Source organism: Exiguobacterium aurantiacum (genome assembly GCF_024362205.1).
GTDB lineage: Bacteria > Bacillota > Bacilli > Exiguobacteriales > Exiguobacteriaceae > Exiguobacterium > Exiguobacterium aurantiacum_B.
The window spans coordinates 2,859,020-2,876,208 of record NZ_CP101462.1 but is presented as its reverse complement, the minus strand read 5'-3'; the positions used below and the strand labels follow the sequence as shown (position 1 = coordinate 2,876,208).

General features: G+C 53.0%; 21 protein-coding genes. 17 read left to right on the top strand and 4 right to left on the bottom strand.

What is annotated here, in order from left to right; genetic code table 11:
• The first annotated feature begins 25 nt into the window (after positions 1 to 25).
• Genes NMQ00_RS14985 through NMQ00_RS14970 form a run of 4 tightly spaced genes read left to right on the top strand, consistent with a single transcriptional unit; the run spans position 26 to position 2,992 of the window.
• Positions 26 to 700, top strand: a complete 675-nt coding sequence (locus NMQ00_RS14985; RefSeq protein WP_255177316.1) for an ABC transporter ATP-binding protein — start codon at positions 26 to 28, stop codon at positions 698 to 700.
• Positions 697 to 1,704, top strand: a complete 1,008-nt coding sequence (locus tag NMQ00_RS14980) for an ABC transporter permease (RefSeq protein WP_255177315.1) — start codon at positions 697 to 699, stop codon at positions 1,702 to 1,704. The genes NMQ00_RS14985 and NMQ00_RS14980 overlap by 4 nt, the downstream gene beginning before the upstream one ends.
• A complete protein-coding gene (locus NMQ00_RS14975) occupies positions 1,701 to 2,312 on the top strand; it encodes an SAM-dependent methyltransferase (protein ID WP_255177314.1) in 612 nt (203 codons plus the stop codon). The genes NMQ00_RS14980 and NMQ00_RS14975 overlap by 4 nt, the downstream gene beginning before the upstream one ends.
• A gap of 17 nt (positions 2,313 to 2,329) precedes the next feature.
• The gene (locus NMQ00_RS14970) at positions 2,330 to 2,992 is read left to right on the top strand and encodes an NAD(P)H-dependent oxidoreductase (RefSeq protein WP_441294607.1); all 663 of its coding nucleotides are present in this window, start codon (positions 2,330 to 2,332) and stop codon (positions 2,990 to 2,992) included.
• Positions 2,993 to 3,038: 46 nt separating this feature from the next.
• Here the strand turns inward: NMQ00_RS14970 and NMQ00_RS14965 are convergent, their stop codons facing one another.
• Together NMQ00_RS14965 and NMQ00_RS14960 are read right to left on the bottom strand one after the other, a co-directional pair.
• The gene (locus NMQ00_RS14965; RefSeq protein ID WP_255177313.1) at positions 3,039 to 3,674 is read right to left on the bottom strand and encodes a nitroreductase family protein; all 636 of its coding nucleotides are present in this window, start codon (positions 3,672 to 3,674) and stop codon (positions 3,039 to 3,041) included.
• The gene (locus tag NMQ00_RS14960) at positions 3,671 to 4,117 is read right to left on the bottom strand and encodes a MarR family winged helix-turn-helix transcriptional regulator (protein ID WP_255177312.1); all 447 of its coding nucleotides are present in this window, start codon (positions 4,115 to 4,117) and stop codon (positions 3,671 to 3,673) included. Before NMQ00_RS14960 ends, NMQ00_RS14965 begins: the two co-directional genes overlap by 4 nt.
• A gap of 184 nt (positions 4,118 to 4,301) precedes the next feature.
• Here NMQ00_RS14960 and NMQ00_RS14955 point away from each other — a divergent pair, with 184 nt between their 5' ends.
• The 6 genes from NMQ00_RS14955 to modB all read left to right on the top strand — a co-directional run bounded on the left by NMQ00_RS14955 (position 4,302) and on the right by modB (position 10,465).
• Entirely contained in the window at positions 4,302 to 6,494 is a 2,193-nt protein-coding gene (locus NMQ00_RS14955) for a malate synthase G (protein ID WP_255177311.1), read from the top strand.
• A complete protein-coding gene (locus tag NMQ00_RS14950; protein ID WP_029596327.1) occupies positions 6,491 to 6,787 on the top strand; it encodes a hypothetical protein in 297 nt (98 codons plus the stop codon). Before NMQ00_RS14955 ends, NMQ00_RS14950 begins: the two co-directional genes overlap by 4 nt.
• Positions 6,788 to 6,853: 66 nt before the next feature.
• Positions 6,854 to 8,134 carry an isocitrate lyase gene (aceA, locus tag NMQ00_RS14945; RefSeq protein WP_255177310.1) on the top strand — a complete coding sequence of 427 codons (1,281 nt, stop codon included), beginning with the start codon at positions 6,854 to 6,856 and terminating at the stop codon, positions 8,132 to 8,134.
• A gap of 146 nt (positions 8,135 to 8,280) precedes the next feature.
• Complete coding sequence (gene ric, locus NMQ00_RS14940) at positions 8,281 to 8,988, top strand: iron-sulfur cluster repair di-iron protein (RefSeq protein ID WP_255177309.1); 708 nt, start codon at positions 8,281 to 8,283, stop codon at positions 8,986 to 8,988.
• Between the two features lie 104 nt (positions 8,989 to 9,092).
• Complete coding sequence (modA, locus tag NMQ00_RS14935) at positions 9,093 to 9,827, top strand: molybdate ABC transporter substrate-binding protein (protein WP_255177308.1); 735 nt, start codon at positions 9,093 to 9,095, stop codon at positions 9,825 to 9,827.
• A complete protein-coding gene (gene modB / locus NMQ00_RS14930) occupies positions 9,824 to 10,465 on the top strand; it encodes a molybdate ABC transporter permease subunit (protein ID WP_255177307.1) in 642 nt (213 codons plus the stop codon). The genes modA and modB overlap by 4 nt, the downstream gene beginning before the upstream one ends.
• On the opposite strand, the gene NMQ00_RS14925 is transcribed toward modB, so the two are convergent.
• Positions 10,462 to 10,833: a DUF3221 domain-containing protein gene (locus tag NMQ00_RS14925; RefSeq protein ID WP_255177306.1), complete on the bottom strand. Its 372-nt coding sequence runs from the start codon at positions 10,831 to 10,833 to the stop codon at positions 10,462 to 10,464. The genes modB and NMQ00_RS14925 overlap by 4 nt on opposite strands.
• Before the next feature lie 134 nt (positions 10,834 to 10,967).
• Between NMQ00_RS14925 and NMQ00_RS14920 the strand changes: the two genes are divergently transcribed.
• The 7 genes from NMQ00_RS14920 (at position 10,968) to NMQ00_RS14890 (ending at position 16,664) form a co-directional block, all read left to right on the top strand.
• The gene (locus tag NMQ00_RS14920; protein WP_255177305.1) at positions 10,968 to 12,095 is read left to right on the top strand and encodes an MFS transporter; all 1,128 of its coding nucleotides are present in this window, start codon (positions 10,968 to 10,970) and stop codon (positions 12,093 to 12,095) included.
• Complete coding sequence (locus NMQ00_RS14915) at positions 12,076 to 12,363, top strand: hypothetical protein (protein ID WP_255177304.1); 288 nt, start codon at positions 12,076 to 12,078, stop codon at positions 12,361 to 12,363. The genes NMQ00_RS14920 and NMQ00_RS14915 overlap by 20 nt, the downstream gene beginning before the upstream one ends.
• Positions 12,356 to 14,602: a molybdopterin oxidoreductase family protein gene (locus tag NMQ00_RS14910; RefSeq protein WP_255177303.1), complete on the top strand. Its 2,247-nt coding sequence runs from the start codon at positions 12,356 to 12,358 to the stop codon at positions 14,600 to 14,602. Before NMQ00_RS14915 ends, NMQ00_RS14910 begins: the two co-directional genes overlap by 8 nt.
• Entirely contained in the window at positions 14,599 to 15,141 is a 543-nt protein-coding gene (locus NMQ00_RS14905; RefSeq protein WP_015880388.1) for a 4Fe-4S dicluster domain-containing protein, read from the top strand. Before NMQ00_RS14910 ends, NMQ00_RS14905 begins: the two co-directional genes overlap by 4 nt.
• A gap of 20 nt (positions 15,142 to 15,161) precedes the next feature.
• Positions 15,162 to 15,668: a QcrA and Rieske domain-containing protein gene (locus NMQ00_RS14900; protein WP_255177302.1), complete on the top strand. Its 507-nt coding sequence runs from the start codon at positions 15,162 to 15,164 to the stop codon at positions 15,666 to 15,668.
• Positions 15,658 to 15,861, top strand: a complete 204-nt coding sequence (locus NMQ00_RS14895) for a hypothetical protein (RefSeq protein ID WP_255177301.1) — start codon at positions 15,658 to 15,660, stop codon at positions 15,859 to 15,861. The genes NMQ00_RS14900 and NMQ00_RS14895 overlap by 11 nt, the downstream gene beginning before the upstream one ends.
• A 110-nt stretch (positions 15,862 to 15,971) precedes the next feature.
• Positions 15,972 to 16,664: a Crp/Fnr family transcriptional regulator gene (locus NMQ00_RS14890; protein WP_255177300.1), complete on the top strand. Its 693-nt coding sequence runs from the start codon at positions 15,972 to 15,974 to the stop codon at positions 16,662 to 16,664.
• Here NMQ00_RS14890 and NMQ00_RS14885 read toward each other — a convergent pair whose 3' ends face one another.
• Positions 16,665 to 17,177, bottom strand: coding sequence for a hypothetical protein (locus tag NMQ00_RS14885; RefSeq protein WP_255177299.1), 513 nt, complete (start codon positions 17,175 to 17,177; stop codon positions 16,665 to 16,667). It lies immediately after the preceding gene.
• Between the last annotated feature and the right edge of the window lie 12 nt (positions 17,178 to 17,189).

Sequence of the window (17,189 nt, the reverse complement as noted above, 5' to 3'; positions counted from 1 at the left end):
GCGACTTTTTGCGAAGGAGGTTCTCATGAACGTTCACATTGAACAAGCCGGGTATGAACGCGGTGAGGCGGTCATCGAGGCCATCCGGTTCGAGGTCGGGCCTGGCGAAATCGTCGGGATGATTGGATCGAACGGGGCCGGGAAGAGTACGACGCTCGCCTGTCTCACCGGAACGATCCCGTGGATGCGGGGCGAGGTGCACATCGACCGCTACGCCTACATTCCTGAGCAACCGGTTTACTATGATTACTTGACGCTCGAGGAACATATCGCCCTCGTCTTGGAATTGACGGACGTTGAGAATCGCGAGCGCACGGAAGCGCTGCTCCGTCTGTTTAGGCTCGAGACGGTTCGCCACGACTATATCGCCTCATTCTCAAAAGGGATGAAGCAAAAAGCGATGATTCTGTTGGCGCTCATTCAAGAGTCGAAGTTTCTCCTCGTCGACGAACCGTTCGTCGGACTCGACGCGACGACGACGATTCAGCTGCTTCGTTTACTTGAAGCGGAACGCCGTCAAGGCACCGGGGTGCTCCTCGTCACCCACGTCCTCGATACGGCAGAGCGGTTATGCGACCGCTTCGTCTGGATCGATGATGGGCGTATGCTCGCAAGCGGGACGAAAGAAGAGCTGCGTCTCAGTCTGCAAACCGAAGGCGAGTCGCTGTTCGATATGATGGAAGATGTGGTCATGCGATGAATGAACGACAGCTGTTCGTTCGACGGGTCCGGGCTTATATGTTCAAGCAGTGGAAGACGTGGCGCCTCATCTTGGATTGGACAGTGATCTTATACGGCGGTATTCCGTTCGCCATTTTTCTTGGCTATCAATATAGGTTACTTTGGCAAGGTGAAATCGAGTGGGTGAGTCAGGTGCCGATGCTCGTTTGGACGTTTCTTCTCATCGTGCTGTTCCTGCAAGACCGTTTTTTCGTTTGGATGGAGCGGGCGGACGTGACGTTGATTGCTAGACGTACCTTGATTCAAGTGCTGAAGCGATATTCGTTGCTTTATCACGTCATCAAACTCGGCTTGAAGGTTCTCTTCATCATGTTGGCGTTCACACCTGTGTTAAGGCTCGACGAGTGGTCTGGTGCTTCGATTTTAGCATTCGGAATGGCCGTCCTGCTTTTAGCATGGATTCATATGTGGACGTGGTATCAGCTGACGGTGCGGCGGGTTAATTGGGTGTTTCGTATTTTGGTCACGTGTATGGTGTTCCTTTGTCTGTACGCGCTCCTCGTCGACTCACCTTTGTGGGCGGTCGTCCTCGGCAGTAGTCTCGTAGCATTCGCGATGTACCTCGGAGAAGGGTGGCTGTCACGTCATCCATATCTCAGCCGAGAACTCGAGCGCGGTGAGACTGTGCGTGACGCGTTCGATCGGGCGTTGTTATCGACGTCGGGCGCCATCGAGAAGCCGAGTCGACGCAAGCGCCCGCTCTATCGGCCGAGGCCGAACCGGTTCGGAACCGCCCGGCGCACATCGGCCATCTTACTCTATATACGGACGCCACGTCATCGGAACTTATGGCTGCGCCTCATCCCGGTTGCCGTCACGGGGATGGTTCTCGTGCCGAGTTGGTTCAAGTTGCTCATCCCGCTCTATGTCGGCTACGTGATGTGGCAAGAACGACAAGCGTTCAAACAAGAGATGGAGCGTCATCCATTTTTCCGCGCCATCCAAGAAAGGACAGATTTATGACTGAACAAGACTATGAACGGTTGCTCCAAATCGAGACGGCGAAACCGCAACAAGGGTTCCCGGCCTCGGCCGAATACCACCGCTATGAACCGACCCCGTATGAGGCGCTCGACTTGTTGCGTGACGCCTATCCGCTCGCGGCCACGGACACGGTCGTCGACTTCGGTTCGGGGAAAGGACGTCTTCCGTTTTATCTCGCCTATACGTTCCGGGTCCGGGCCATCGGCATCGAGATGGACGGTGGCTTCCACGAGGCGGCACTTGAGAATTGGATGAATTACGCCAAGAAACATCGGACGCGTGGCAGTGTCCAACTCGTCCGCGGCTACGCCGAACAATTTGAGGTGCCTGATGAGGCGAACCGCTTTTATTTCTTCAATCCGTTCTCGGTGAACGTGTTCCGGCAAGTCGTCGCGAACATCATCGACTCGGTCGAACGCACGCCGCGTCCGGTCGACCTCATCCTCTATTATCCGGCCGATGAGTACTTACATTTTTTGAATGACGAGACGCCGTTCCGCTATGTACAGGACGTTCGCTTGCCGTTAAAGAATCTCCATGAGCGCTTTCTTATTTATCGTTTTGATATGATGGAGTCATCTTGGTAAATGGGGAGTGGATCATCGTGAAAAAAGAAGATATTTTAGATGCGTATCGTTGGCGTCAAGCGACGAAAGAGTTCGACGCGGACCGCAAAATCGATGAGGAAGATTTCGAATTCATTCTGGAGACGGGTCGCTTATCACCGAGTTCGTTCGGCTTCGAGCCTTGGCAGTTCGTCGTCATTCGTCGCGAAGACTTGCTCCGGAAGATCAAAGACCACGCGTGGGGTGCGCAAGGACAGGCGTTAACGGCGAGCCATTTCGTGTTGATTTTGGCGCGGACGCCTGAAGCGATGCGCTACGACTCGGACTACATCCGTCACATCGTCACGGACGTCCAAGGACGGACCGAGGACGAATACGCCCTTCGGGTAAAACGTGTCCGTGAGTTCCAGGAACAAGATTATCGACTGTTGGACGACGAGCGTGTGTTCCAAGAGTGGATCAAACGCCAGACTTATATCCCGCTCGGCAACATGATGACGGCCGCTGCCCAAATCGGCGTCGACTCATGCCCAATCGAAGGGTTCAATCAAGCGGAGATTGACGAATTATTAATTTCAGAAGGCGTCATGGAACGAGGCACCTGGTCGCTCTCGGTCATGGTCGCGTTCGGACATCGGGCCCGTGACTTCGCGCCGAAGACACGCCGCGATTTCAACGAGGTCGTCAAATACATCGGATAAAAAAAGCTCAAGCGCCCGAGGCGCTTGAGCTTTCTTGAGCTTTTGCTTATTTCCAGTCCGTGATGCGGTCGATTGGGAAGCGGACCGATTGGTAACCTTCTTCCGCAGCTTTCCCGATTGAGAGGAGCATGACCGGAAGGTAGCGTTCTTTCTCGAGACCGAACGCTTCCGCGATGTTCGCTTTGTCGTAGCCACCGATTGGGTTGGTATCGTAGCCGTGGGCACGGGCGACGAGCATGAGTTGCATCGCGACGAGACCCGAGTCGAGCAAGATGCTGTCTTTGACAGACTCTTTCGGTGCGTCTTTGAAGATGCCTTTGATCATGTCGACTTGACGGTCGCGGACTTCTGGTGGCATGAGGCCACGTTCGACGGCCGTGTCGAAGATCTCTTGTGTATAGTCGGCCATCTGGTAGTCGGCAAAGATGGCGATGACGGCTGATGAGGTCTCGACTTGGCGTTTGTTGAAGCTTGCGAGCGGAAGGAGCGTTTCTTTGCCTTCTGCGCTATCGATGACGACGAAGCGCCATGGTTGCAGGTTGAGTGAAGACGGCGCCGTCGTCGCTTCCTCCAAGATTTGGGTCATCTCTTCTTTTGAGATTTTGACGTTCTCATCATAGACGCGAATCGAGCGGCGTCCTTTGAGGATTTCCATAAAATCTTTTTGTGTTGTCGTGTTCATATAAGGGTCTTCCTTTCATGTTGAATGTTGGTTTGTAACGTATTTAAAAGTTCGAGTAACTGTCGTTGCTCCTCTACCTTCATGTTTACAAAAAGTCGGTCCGATAAGCACTTCTTTTGCTCGGTCCAATGTGCAATCCGCTCCCGACCGACATCGGTCAAATCGACATAAATGACCCGATTGTCTTGGAGGCAGCGTTCGCGCGTGATCAAGCCCTGTGTCTCGAGCTGTTTTAAATGACGCGTGATGGCGGCATGATCGACGCCAACCCGTTGTTGCAGTTCACGCTGACGCAAAGGGCCGACGTGATGCAAGTTGCTCAAAATATCGAAGCGGGTCGAGCTGAGCCCGTCCATTTCCGTATCGAACAGTTGGGCCAGTTCTTTTTGTACGGTGATGACGTGGTAGAGAATCTCATCGCTGAGCGAACAGGCGTCGCGCATCGGGTATCCTCCTTCAAAAAACTAATTGATGAATCAATCATTGATAGGTCACACAATGTATACTAATCGGTTTTGAAATAGATCGCAAATAAAAAGTTTCAAAAAAACTGTTGTCAAACTGTTATATAATAGTCTATATTAAAGTCAACTGATATATAACAATTGAATGGGAGGATGTGACGGCTTGGAACATTACAAACAAGTAGGTACTTATCACGTACATGAAACGTTGCTCGACTTCATCTCGGCTCGTATATTGCCTGACGATGAGGCACACCGACAATTTTGGACTGGGGTCGGGCGCCTACTCGATGAGTTCATTCCTCGGAATGAGTCACTGCTTCACGAACGTGAGTCGTATGAGCGACTATTACAGGAATGGTACAGCGAGCACAAGCAAGCCTTCGACCTGGAAGACTATGAGCGTTTCCTTCGGTCCATCGATTACATCGAAGCGACCGTCCCTGATTTCAGCATCGACGTTTCAGGTGTCGATTCAGAGGTTACTAGGCAAGCCGGACCACAGCTCGTCGTTCCGCTCGACAACGCGCGCTATGCGTTGAACGCGGCGAACGCCCGCTGGGGAAGTCTGTATGACGCCTTGTACGGAACGGACGTCATCGACGAAGAGGACGGGAAAACGAAGTCGAGTGGTTATAATCCAGTCCGAGGTGAAGCGGTCATCGCCTACGCCAAACAGTTTCTCGACGATACATTTCCGCTCCAGGAAGGCTCGCACCCAGAAGCGAACGGCTATCTCGTGTCAGAGGGCAGACCATACGCAATCATCGAAGGGAACCGCATCGCGTTTCAAGATGATTGTCTCGTCGGTTATGTGGGGAATCCAGAAGCTCCGACGAGTTTATTGCTCATCCATAACGGGATTCATGCCGAATTAAAATTTGATCGGAACCATCCAATCGGACGGACGGATCAAGCAGGGCTCGTTGACATCGAACTCGAGTCCGCCTTGTCTGCCATCGTCGACTGTGAAGACTCGGTCGCGGCTGTTCGGGCGGAAGACAAGGTCCACCTTTATGAAAACTGGCTTGGCCTGATGGACGGGACGCTCGAAGCAACGTTCACGAAAGGCGGGCGGCCGCTCACTCGGAAGTTGAACCCTGACCGAAAGTATATCGGGAAAGACGGGCGTGAAGTCACGGTCCCAGGACGGTCGCTCCTCTTTATTCGAAACGTCGGGCACTTGATGACGACAGACTTGATGCTCGACGCGGAAGGGCGTGAAGTACCGGAAGGGATCTTGGACGGGATTTTCACTGCGCTCATCGCGAGCCGCCATCTTGATGCCAGACGAAATTCCCGCGAACGCTCCATCTATATCGTCAAACCGAAGATGCATGGATCTAAGGAAGTCGCGTTCACGAACGACTTGTTCGATGCGATTGAAGATGTACTCGAGTTACCGCGTCACACGCTCAAAGTCGGCGTGATGGACGAGGAGCGACGCACGTCGCTTAATTTGAAGAACTGTATCGAGCAAGTGAAGGAACGCATCGTCTTCATCAATACCGGATTCCTCGACCGGACGGGCGATGAGATTCACTCCTCGCTCACGCTCGGACCGATGCGCAAGAAAGGCGAGATGAAGACCTCGGCGTGGCTCGATGCTTATGAACGTCTGAACGTCCAGATCGGGCTTGACGCAGGATTCCATCAACGCGGGCAAATCGGGAAAGGGATGTGGGCGATGCCCGATCGGATGCGCGATATGATGCGTGAAAAAAGCAATCATGTCCGGTCCGGGGCGACGACGGCTTGGGTGCCGTCCCCGACGGCGGCCACGCTTCATGCGCTGCATTACCATCAAGTTGATGCATTTGACGTTCAGCGTGAGTTGATTGGTCGTTCGTTTGATCCAGCAACTGAGCGAGGGCGTCTGCTCGAGGTACCACTCGCCACGCGTCTCTATACAGATGAGGAAGTGAACGAGGAGCTCGAGAACAACTTGCAAGGGTTGCTCGGTTACGTCGTCCGTTGGGTCGAGCAAGGTGTCGGTTGCTCCAAAGTGCCAGATATTCATCACGTCGGGTTGATGGAAGACCGAGCAACGCTTCGTATTTCGAGTCAACATGTCGCCAACTGGCTATACCATGGAGTCTGTAGCCGCGAACAAGTCGAAGCGACGCTTTACCGGATGGCTGAGGTCGTCGACGCGCAAAACGCGGAAGATCCACATTATCGTCCGATGACGCCTGACGTGGAGCGTTCGATCGCCTATCAAGCGGCGAAAGATTTGGTGTTCGAAGGCGACGAGTCGCCGAACGGATATACGGAACCGATTTTGCATCGGCGCCGTCGACAGTTTTTACAACAAGTGACATTAGAACCGAATTTAAAAGGAGGAGCATCATCATGACAACGAAAAAAATCGAAAGCGAACAGTTGATTGAACGTTGGGTCGTCCGTCGGATTGTCTCGGGGGAATCGACAGCGGCGCTCGCTAACACGGCGTTCGTCTATGGGAACGATTTGATGCGCCTCGTGCTCGACCGGGCCGACGGGTCGCTACAAATCATGAGAGAGCCGGTCGAAGAGGTCGTCATATTCCGTAAACCAGAAGATCGTGACGAAGAAAACGTCTGTCGTTGCTGCGGCATGGAACACTCGTCATTCAAAGCGGCACTCGAATGCTGTGCATACTTGGATTAAGCTCGTATTATCTGTTATATAACAAATGGTAATTATATAAATTAATATAATACAGGAGGAATGGATATGAACGAACAACACGTGCAACTAGAGGATATGTTACAGTCGGAACGGTTTAACGGGGTCGAACGTCCATATGGGGTCGAAGACGTGATGAGACTTCGGGGGTCTGTCCTAATCGAGCATACGCTCGCGACAAAAGGGGCGGAACGGTTATGGGAGTTACTCCATGAACGAGATTACGTTCACGCGCTCGGCGCATTGACGGGAAATCAGGCCATCCAGCAAGTGAAGGCGGGCCTCGAGGCCATCTATTTGAGCGGATGGCAAGTCGCCGCCGATGCGAACTTGTCGGGGCACATGTACCCGGACCAAAGTCTGTACCCGGCCAACTCGGTGCCGAGTGTCGTCAAACGGATCAATCAGGCGCTTCAACGGGCCGATCAAATTCAAACGGCGGAAGGGAAAGGCGATACGCATTGGTTCGCCCCGATCGTCGCTGACATGGAGGCCGGTTTCGGTGGTGTACTCAACGTCTTCGAGTTGACGAAAGCGATGATTGAGGCGGGCGCAGCCGGCGTTCACCTAGAGGATCAACTGTCGTCGGAGAAGAAGTGCGGACACCTCGGTGGCAAAGTGTTGCTGCCGACACAAACGGCCGTGAAAAACTTGATTGCCGCACGTCTCGCGGCAGACGTCATGGGTGTCTCGACGATTATCGTCGCCCGGACCGATGCCCACGCCGCGAATTTGATCACGAGCGACATCGATCCAATCGACCATCCGTTCATCGTTGGCGACCGGACGCCGGAAGGGTTTTACCGGACCGAGGCGGGAATCGAACAGGCGATCGCGCGCGGTCTCGCCTATGCACCGTACGCCGACCTCGTCTGGTGCGAGACGTCGGAGCCGGACTTGGACGAAGCACGCCAATTTGCGGATGCGATTCACGCGAAGTATCCAGGAAAACTGCTCGCTTACAACTGTTCGCCTTCGTTCAATTGGAAGAAAAAGCTGTCGGACGAGGAGATTGCGACGTTCCAACAAGAGATTGGAGCGATGGGGTACAAGTTCCAATTCGTCACGCTCGCTGGTTTCCACTCGCTCAACTTCGGGATGTTCGAACTCGCACGCGGATACAAAGACCGAGGGATGGCCGCCTACTCGGAGCTGCAACAAGCCGAATTCAGTGCCGAACAACACGGGTACACGGCGACACGTCACCAGCGCGAGGTCGGGACCGGGTATTTCGACGAGGTATCTCTCGTCATCTCGGGAGGGCAGTCGTCAACGACGGCACTCGCCGGATCGACCGAGGCAGAACAATTTGAAACGCCGTCCCATTAAGCGATGCCCCTCAACAAGAGGGGCTTTTTTGTGTCCAAATTCGGAACGCGTGCGTCCTATTTACTGAAATGTGACGTATTTCACATTTTTGTCGTCAAACTCTTGCTACGCTGAACATGTCAAAACGAATATGGAGGTTATGACAGATGACACAGACATTCACGGGCGATACGCACGTTTCTGAAATCGTCAAACAGTGCCCGCAAGCGGCAGATATCTTCAAACGGAACCGAATCGATTTTTGTTGCGGCGGCAATCGGCCCCTTTCTGAAGCGACAGACAAATCGAAACGGTCGACCGAAGACGTTTTAGAAGAAGTCAATGCGCTCTATCAACGCAAGCAAGAGATGAACGAGAAGAGCATCGATTGGGATGCCGCGTCTTCCTCAGAATTGATTGAGCATATCATTTATAAGCATCACCAATTTTTGACGGATGAATTGCCACAGCTCACACCATATGTGACAAAAGTATTCCGGGTCCACGGACAAAACCATCCACACCTCGGGCGCATCCATCAACTGTTCAATCAATTGAAGGTGGAGCTCGAACAACATATCGTCAAAGAAGAGACGGAAGACTTCCCGACGTTGCTTCGTCATGAGACGGCACCGACAGCTGAAACGACACGGGAGATCGACGACATATTGGCATCGCTCGAGTCAGAACACGCGGCCGCCGGTGACATTTTAAAAGAATTGCGTCAGATCACGAACGACTATACACCGCCTGAAGGTGCGTGTGGAACATATCGTCTTGTCTATCAACGGTTAGAAGCGCTCGAGTCGGATACGTTCGAACATATTCATCTCGAAAACAATATTCTATTCCCGCGGGCGCGCACGTTCGCTTAAGAAATGGCACACCTCTACTCACGTGGAGGTGTATTTTTGTGACGTTTGATACAGATGGGTGGCGAATCAATCGCTACGATAAGGGAGAAGCAAAGGAGTGATTCATGATGAAACGGGTGAGTGGGGTCATCATCGGGGTGGCGGTCGTCTTATTGCTAAGTCAAGTGTGGTCAAGTCCGGATTCGGAGGAAACCGTGACCATCTTAGCAGCGGCAAGTTTAGGACCGGCCTTGGAAGAGGTCGAGCGACAACTGGAAGCGGAACTTGAGGGGGTCGACGTTCGGGTCGTGACGAACGGGAGCGGCGCCTTACGAGCACAAATCAATCACGGCTCTCCAGCGGATATCTTTTTAGCCGCGAGCGATGACGATGTCAATCGATTACAAATCCCGATTCTAGAGCGGGATGCGTTCTTGCATAACGAGTTGTGGCTCGTGACACCGAAAGGGAAACCGTGCGCGGAGACGTGGGACGACTTAAATACGTGCGCTCGCATCGTCATCGGCGACCCGGTGAACGTCCCGGCCGGTCGTTACGCGAAAGCGGCATTAGAAGTGGAAGGGGCGTGGGGACAGGCGGAACCTCGAATCATGTTCGCCCAAAACGTGAGACAAGTGCTGACGCTCATCGAACAAGGCGATGCCAATGCGGGATTCGTCTATAAGACAGAATTGACGACAGGCGTCGAGGCGATTCAGTCGATTCCACTTGAAGCGACGGGCACGATCTCGTATCCGGCAGTCCGGTTGACGCATGAATCATACGTCCGCGATGTCTACGCACGTTTGTTTGACGACGACATCCAAACTCACTTTTTGGCGAAAGGATTTTCCAAATGACGCAATCTCCACTTCAGCTCACGTTCGAAGTCGGGATGATGGCGACGATGAGCGCCTTCGTCCTCGCCTTCGGCGCAGCTTATTTCATGCATCACCGTCAGTTCAAAGGCAAACGGCTGCTCGAGACGATGTTTTTGTTGCCGCTCATCTTGCCGCCGACGGTCATCGGGTTGTACGCCTTGATCGTCCTCGGGAACAACGGGATTGGCGGGTTCTTACCCGTCTCCATCTTGTTCACAAAACAGGCGAACGTCATCGCGTCCGCCTTGGCCGCATTCCCGCTCATCTATCAAACGATTCGGCTCGGGCTCAAACAACTCGATGCGGAATGGTATGAGGCCGGACGCGTGCTCGGCGGGTCAGAGCGTCAACTGTTCACCTACGTGACGATTCCGCTGCTGTTACCTGCGTTGACGAGCGGTTTCGTCCTCGGTTTCGCCCGGTCGATCGGCGAGTTCGGGATCACGATGATGATTGCGGGAAACATCCCGGGCGAGACGATGACGCTCGCCACAGCGATTTATATGGCGACGATCAACGGCGATATGACCCAGGCGCTCGTCTGGAGCGGATGGCTGGTTGGTTTGGCGTTTTTAGTCCTCTGGCTGAGTGAACGTTACGGCAAGCGTCAATATTAGTCAATCACGTCGACTTTTTTCACATAAGACCGGTTCGGTGTATTTAAGATACTCGGACCGGTCTTTTTCCAAATATGGACGTGGTCCCCGACAGCGATTTGCTCGAACGTGGCTTTCACTTGAAACTTGAACCAGCTCACGTTTTCCGGTGCGCTTTGAGCGAACAGTTCGTCAGGCGAAAGTGTCGCCTCTTCTGCGGTGATGTCGCTGATCACGAGAGCGGTGCGGTCAGATTCATTTATTTCAATCACATACCCCTCGACATCCGGTTCGGTCGTCGCCCGGTTGGCGAAGACGAAACCGATGGAAAAGACGACGAGCATGGCCGCGATGGTGAGGAATAACATGATTTTAAGCGATGACTTCATAAGGGAACGCCTCCTTCGTTCATTATTCTGTCACGTCTCGAATCGCTTATCTGTGAAAAAAGTAACAGTTAAGTCGAGATGTCATCTTTATGATGAAACTATGAAGTCGCTCGGAAAGAGAAGGGGGAACACATATGTCCGATCGTTATTTTTATTCGACCGCCGCAAAGTGGTCGTTCGTAGGGTTTACCATGTTGGTGCTCTCGACGTGGGTCGCCTCAGGGAGATTTGAACATGTCGACATGGCGTTGTTTGGCTATTACATTGGTGCTGTCGTCTGCATGATCGGGATGGTCGTTCGCTTGACGTTATTTTTTGCACGGCCGGCCACCTCACAAGTGTTGAAGCGAAGCCTCAAACAGATGAAGGCAGAAAAGAAACGGGCCGGCAAAGCCGTCGCCGCGACGACCGTCAACAACATCGTCTTGCAGAAGTTCATTTGGGAGCGAGGCTGGTATCGCTGGACCCAACACATGTTGATCGCCTGGGGATGCCTCGGGTCGTTCGCCATCACGTTCGGGTTGACGTTCCAGTGGATGCGGTTTGATTTAATCGATATCGAGAAGTATCAAATCATCGTCTTTAATATTCCGACGATTAAGATGGCCGCGCACGGGTTGTTCGCCGAAATGGTCTACAACGGCTTGAACATCACCGCGCTCATGTTGCTCGTCGGCGTGCTCATGGCGCTCTATCGCCGGATCAACGACCAAGACGTGAAAGTGACCCAGCGGTTCGAGTTTGATATTTTACCGCTCCTTATGTTGCTCATCGTCACTGTATCGGGTCTCTTGTTGACCGTGTCGTACGTGTTCTTCGGCGGTTTCATCCATCATGAGCTCGCCTTGTTCCATCAATTGACCGTTATCATCTTTTTATGCTACTTCCCGTTCGGTAAACTGTTCCACTTGCCGGTCCGGCCGATGGCAGCCAGTGTGCCGATGAATTACCGGGAAGTCGAGGCGGACGAGACACGTGTCTGCGCTGGGTGTGGCACACGTTATGCGACCGACAATCAAGTCGAGGACGTCCAAGCGATTTTACAGGCACAGACGATCCAGCTCGGACTCAGTGACGGGACCCAGTTGTCGGATTACTGCCAACCGTGTCGACGTTCGATGCGTGTGAAGATGCAGTTGAACTTGATGAACGGACAGTTGCCGACGCACCCGGTCGATACGAACACCGGCATGTCGATGCCAGGATTCGGCCGGCCGAAGGAGACGAAAGGTGAGGCTAAAGATGAGACACCTGTGCGTTAAGTGTGGCGAACCGACCGGGACACTTGAAGAAATCGAACAAGTGAAGCAATTGCTCGAAGGGTCGGAGCAGCTCGTGAAAGTAGATGCGGCGCATACGGTCCAGGATCTCTGTCACGCCTGTCGTCGTCGAGCCCGGCTCGATTCGGCGCTCGGACGACCTGGAAGTGACGGGATGCATTATCCGCTTCAAACGATCAACGGCTATCACGTCAGTGGATTTTCAAAACGAAGAGCGGAAACGTTCTATGGAGGGGAAGACGATGAGTGACTTTTTAACGTCGCCAGAAGTACAGAACTTAATCAAACCGGGTGAGAAACTGATCACGACCCATTGTTGCTACTGCGGCATGCAGTGTGGCATGCACATCCGGGTCGATGAGAAGACAGGGGCCGTCAAAGGCGTCGAGCCACGCTACGATTTCCCGGTCAATAAAGGAAAACTTTGTCCGAAAGGCGTCACGGCCTATCAAACAATCGAACATCCGGATCGCATCATGACCCCGCTCATCAAGCGGAACGGCAAGTTTGAAAAAGCGACATGGGAAGAAGCGCTCGACGTGATCGAAGCGAACTTCAAACGGATTCAACGGGAACACGGGAAAGACGCGGTGTCCGTCTTCGGTGGCGTCTCGATGACGAATGAGAAATGTTATCTCGTCGGGAAGTATGCCCGCGTCGCACTCGGGACACGATTCATCGACTATAACGGTCGGTTCTGTATGTCCTCAGCTGCCGGCGGTTTCTTGAAGACACTCGGGATTGACCGCGGGGCGACGCTCCCGTGGACGGAATTCGAGCACGTCGACACATTTTTTGTCGCTGGCTCGAACATCGCCGAATGTCACCCGACGACGACGCAACATATTTGGAAGGCAAAAGATAAAGGCGCGAAAATCATCGTCGCCGACCCGCGTGAGATTCCGATGGCGCGCGTTGCGGACGTCCATCTTGATTTGAAGCCAGGGACGGATGCGGCATTAGCGATGGGACTGCTCAATTTCTTGATTGAACACGATTACGTCGATCAAGCGTATGTGGATGAGCGTTGCGATAATTACGAAGAGTTGAAAGCGTCGGTCCGTGACTGGACGCTCGAACGGACGAGTGACGTGACCGGGGTCGCTATCGAAAAGCTTGAGAAGGCAGGTCATATTTACGGGAAGAGCCCACGGTCGGTCATGTTGTTCGCCCGCGGCGTCGAGCAACAATCAAAAGGCGTCGACAACGTCTCGCTCTACACATCGATGGCACTCCTGCGCGGTATGATCGGGAAGTTCGCCTCGGGCGTCGCCACGATGACGGGGCAAGGGAATGGCCAAGGTGGACGGGAACACGGACAAAAAGCCGACTTGTTACCAGGTTATCGGAAGTTAACTGACCCGAAAGCCGTCGAATATGTGAGCGGCGTCTGGGGCATCGACCCTTCGGAGATGCCAAAACCAGGCGTCTCCGCGTTCGAGATGTTCGATGAAATCCAAGCGGGGACGATTCGGGCGATGCACCTCATGTGCTCGAACCCGGCCGTCTCGGCACCGAACCTTCCGTACGTGTGGGACAGTTTCAACAAACTCGATTTCTTCGTCGTCAGTGACTTCTTCATGTCGGAATCTTGTGAGTTCGCTGACGTCGTCTTACCGGCCTGTTCGTGGGCCGAGGACGAAGGGACGACGACAAACTTAGAAGGACGTGTCATTCGGATCCGGAAAGTGCGCGAACCGCTCGGGGAGTCGCTCCCGGACTGGGAAATCATGAAGCGGATCGCTGAGCGGATGGGACGCGGACAATACTTCCCGTATGACACGGCGCGTGACATTTGGGAAGAATTCCGCATCGCGACGAAAGGCGGAGCGGCTGACTACTCAGGAATCACGTGGGAACGAATCGATGACGAGTATGGCGTCTTTTGGCCATGTCCGTCCGAAGATCACCCCGGCACACCGACGATGTTCAAAGAACGGTTTGGGACGGCAAGCGGAAAAGCGAACCTGCCCGTCGTTACATATCGGCCGGCCGGTGAATATGCGAATGAAGAGTATCCGGTCACGCTCACGACAGGTCGGGTCGTCTTCCATTACCTCTCGGGCAACCAGACGCGTCGCGTCGATTTCTTGAGCACGATGTCGAAACTGCCGTTCGTTGAGATTCATCCTGAGCTCGCATCAAGCTATGGTCTTCAAACGGGCGACAAAGTCGAACTCCGCACACGCCGCGGAGCGATGGTCGTCGAAGCTCGTTTGACGAAGGCGATTCGAAAAGACACGGTCTTCGTTCCTTATCATTGGGGCAAAGAGCTAGCCATCAACCAATTGACGAACCCGTGCCTCGATCCGATGTCACGCATGCCGGAGTTCAAGGTATGTGCGGTTCAAATGAAGAAGTTGCCGACCAACACCCCGTTACACATTAATCCGTTGACGGTCCCGCTCGGTTCGAGCGTGCCGTTCATGGCGGACCATGCGATTGCGACGAGCTGTCACGTCATGGATGAGGAGGTTCAGACGAAATGAATAAGGTCATGTATTTAGAATTTGAACGCTGTATCGGCTGTCGGGCCTGCCAAGCGGCTTGCCGCGAATGCGGGGACCACGAAGGGCTCGAGCGCAACTACGTCGACTACATCGACTTCTCGGAGAACCGTCAGACGTTCCCGATGATCTGTATGCAATGTAAAAACCCGGCATGTGCTCAAGTTTGCCCGGCCAACGCGATTCAAATCACGCCAGAAGGCGTCGTCTTATCGGCTTCGGAAGAGAAATGTATCGGCTGCCGCAACTGTACGTTCGCTTGTCCGTTCGGGATTCCGAAGTTCGACTTTGAGAAGAACAAGATGTATAAGTGCGACATGTGTTACGACCGTTCTAAACATGATATCGCGCCGATGTGTGCGTCAGTATGTCCGTCGGATGCGATTCGTTTCATCGACCATGATGAGATGATGCAACTTCGTCGTCAGCGTGTCCAAATGAACATGATCGAAGGAAAAAAACCTTCGCAAGATGATAAGTGGAATTACGTCCCTGAATTCTTTGGCGTCTATTCCGATTGAGATGGAAAGGAAGATGACTTATGTCAAATGAATCAAAAGATCGGGAGCGTCTATCCTCACTCGTTGACAATTTGAGCCGCGCCGATGACGTGAAACTGAACCGCCGGGCGTTCATCAAATCGACGTTTGGCGCCGGCATCGCGCTCGGTCTAGCGACGGTCCCGTTCAACATCGCGGCCTTCGTCCGCAGCGAGCCGCGAACCGACCGTCAGTTCATCACGACGGTCGAGGCGCTCGAACGGGGGAAATCACTCGAATTCGAATATCCGGGTACGGAACCATCATTGCTCGTTCATTTAAAGACGGGTGAGTTCGTCGCCTATAACAACAAATGCACCCATTTGCAGTGTCCGGTGTTTTATGTGGAGGAAGAAGATGTCCTTCTCTGTCCGTGCCACCGCGGTTATTTCAGTGTCGACGGCCAACCTCAGTCGGGACCGCCGCAGCGGGAACTGCCTAAAATCTTGCTCGAGATCGAGAACGGGAAAATCTTTGCGGTCGGAAGAGAGATTCATCATGGGGCGTAACGGTTGGAGTTTAATCGGATTGGTCGTATTGCTCGCGACGAACATGGTGCTCTTGCAATATACGATTGAGAGCTACATGGTGTATGACCATGCGTCGATGCAACTGTATATGGCCATCGCGATCATCAATGTCGGATTGATCGGTTTGTTATATCGATATTGGAAAAAAATTGAATATCGTACGAAAGAATAGTCGTCCCCTTGAAACGCTTCCAAATGTTGATTGCGTTTCGAGGGGGTTTGTGTTTAGAATGAAGGCAAGCTTTGATTTGGCGCAACGTGTTTTAAGGAAGGTCGGTGGAAATGGCACATTCAAGTAAAGCGATGGTGCTCGATGAAACAAAAAAATTGGCACATCGCATCATTCATGTCCCGAAAGGCGGTTTTCTGTTCCGGGAACAAGAAGACGCGTCTGAATTTTATATTGTGAAAAGTGGACTGATCCAAATTTCGAAATTGACGGAAAATGGAAAAGAATTGACGTTACGTTGTTTAAGCGCTGAGGCTTGTTGCGGAGAGTTGACGTTGTTCGCAATCGAACCAAAATATTTATTTAACGCGAAAGCGTTAGAAGACAGTGAAATCTATGCGGTGAAGATCGAACGAATTGAGACGATGATTCTGTCGTCGAATCCGGAGTTCGTCCGCGAGTTCATGATTATGATCAATGAACATATGCGGAAGCAGCATACGAAATTTAGAGACTTGGTGTTGAACGGGAAAAAAGGAGCGCTCTACTCGACACTCATTCGCATGGCGAACAGCTATGGGGTTGAAGTCGAAGGTGGAATTCTGATCGATTTGAAACTGAAAAACCAAGAGCTCGCCAACTATTGCGGCACGTCGCGCGAACGCGTGAACCGCATGTTGAACGAGCTCGCCCAAGAGGGGATCATTTCGCTCCCGTCCCGTCAAATCATTATCCATGATCTCGACCGGTTGAAACTGCTCAACCATTGTGAGGATTGTCCGATCTCGGTCTGTGTCATCGATTGATCACATGACGGCGGCAAGCGACAGTTCGCCTTCAAAATGCTCCAACCCATCGGCCTCGATTGTACAGGCCGATACATAAAACTCGCCATCTTCCATCAACTCGTAAGACCGGAGTACCCCTTCGGCTAGCTTGACCCCATGGGCGCGCACCTCGACGACGACGCCTTCCATCGAGCGGACACGCGCAGCGGATAAGAAGTCGAGCCATCGTTTGAAATGGCGATAGACGGTGACCGTCGTCCCGTCACCTAAGTAACCGATGACTGCCTGGGCGTCATCAATCGTCACGCCATGGTGGCTGTCAATCCGAACGAGCAAATTGTGCAATGCTTCTAGCTCTTCTAGCGGACTTTCAAGTGGGAACGAGATATCGAGCCCCGTCTCTGTGAACGCAGCTTCGGCGATCGCGACGCCGAAGACACGGAACACGTGAGCCCCGTCCTGACTGAAGAAATATGGTTGTAGCGCCAAGCGAGCTTCGGGCGCACAGTGGATTTTAATAAGATGTGACATATTCATCCCTCC

Excerpts from the sequence above, each read along its gene's own strand:
- NMQ00_RS14985 (WP_255177316.1), top strand. The coding sequence starts at position 26 with ATGAACGTTCACATTGAACAAGCCGGGTATGAACGCGGTGAGGCGGTC.
- NMQ00_RS14980 (WP_255177315.1), top strand. The coding sequence starts at position 697 with ATGAATGAACGACAGCTGTTCGTTCGACGGGTCCGGGCTTATATGTTC.
- NMQ00_RS14975 (WP_255177314.1), top strand. The coding sequence starts at position 1,701 with ATGACTGAACAAGACTATGAACGGTTGCTCCAAATCGAGACGGCGAAA.
- NMQ00_RS14965 (WP_255177313.1), bottom strand. The coding sequence starts at position 3,674 with ATGAACACGACAACACAAAAAGATTTTATGGAAATCCTCAAAGGACGC.
- NMQ00_RS14960 (WP_255177312.1), bottom strand. The coding sequence starts at position 4,117 with ATGCGCGACGCCTGTTCGCTCAGCGATGAGATTCTCTACCACGTCATC.
- NMQ00_RS14950 (WP_029596327.1), top strand. The coding sequence starts at position 6,491 with ATGACAACGAAAAAAATCGAAAGCGAACAGTTGATTGAACGTTGGGTC.
- aceA (WP_255177310.1), top strand. The coding sequence starts at position 6,854 with ATGAACGAACAACACGTGCAACTAGAGGATATGTTACAGTCGGAACGG.
- ric (WP_255177309.1), top strand. The coding sequence starts at position 8,281 with ATGACACAGACATTCACGGGCGATACGCACGTTTCTGAAATCGTCAAA.
- modA (WP_255177308.1), top strand. The coding sequence starts at position 9,093 with ATGATGAAACGGGTGAGTGGGGTCATCATCGGGGTGGCGGTCGTCTTA.
- modB (WP_255177307.1), top strand. The coding sequence starts at position 9,824 with ATGACGCAATCTCCACTTCAGCTCACGTTCGAAGTCGGGATGATGGCG.
- NMQ00_RS14925 (WP_255177306.1), bottom strand. The coding sequence starts at position 10,833 with ATGAAGTCATCGCTTAAAATCATGTTATTCCTCACCATCGCGGCCATG.
- NMQ00_RS14920 (WP_255177305.1), top strand. The coding sequence starts at position 10,968 with ATGTCCGATCGTTATTTTTATTCGACCGCCGCAAAGTGGTCGTTCGTA.
- NMQ00_RS14915 (WP_255177304.1), top strand. The coding sequence starts at position 12,076 with ATGAGACACCTGTGCGTTAAGTGTGGCGAACCGACCGGGACACTTGAA.
- NMQ00_RS14910 (WP_255177303.1), top strand. The coding sequence starts at position 12,356 with ATGAGTGACTTTTTAACGTCGCCAGAAGTACAGAACTTAATCAAACCG.
- NMQ00_RS14905 (WP_015880388.1), top strand. The coding sequence starts at position 14,599 with ATGAATAAGGTCATGTATTTAGAATTTGAACGCTGTATCGGCTGTCGG.
- NMQ00_RS14900 (WP_255177302.1), top strand. The coding sequence starts at position 15,162 with ATGTCAAATGAATCAAAAGATCGGGAGCGTCTATCCTCACTCGTTGAC.
- NMQ00_RS14895 (WP_255177301.1), top strand. The coding sequence starts at position 15,658 with ATGGGGCGTAACGGTTGGAGTTTAATCGGATTGGTCGTATTGCTCGCG.
- NMQ00_RS14890 (WP_255177300.1), top strand. The coding sequence starts at position 15,972 with ATGGCACATTCAAGTAAAGCGATGGTGCTCGATGAAACAAAAAAATTG.
- NMQ00_RS14885 (WP_255177299.1), bottom strand. The coding sequence starts at position 17,177 with ATGTCACATCTTATTAAAATCCACTGTGCGCCCGAAGCTCGCTTGGCG.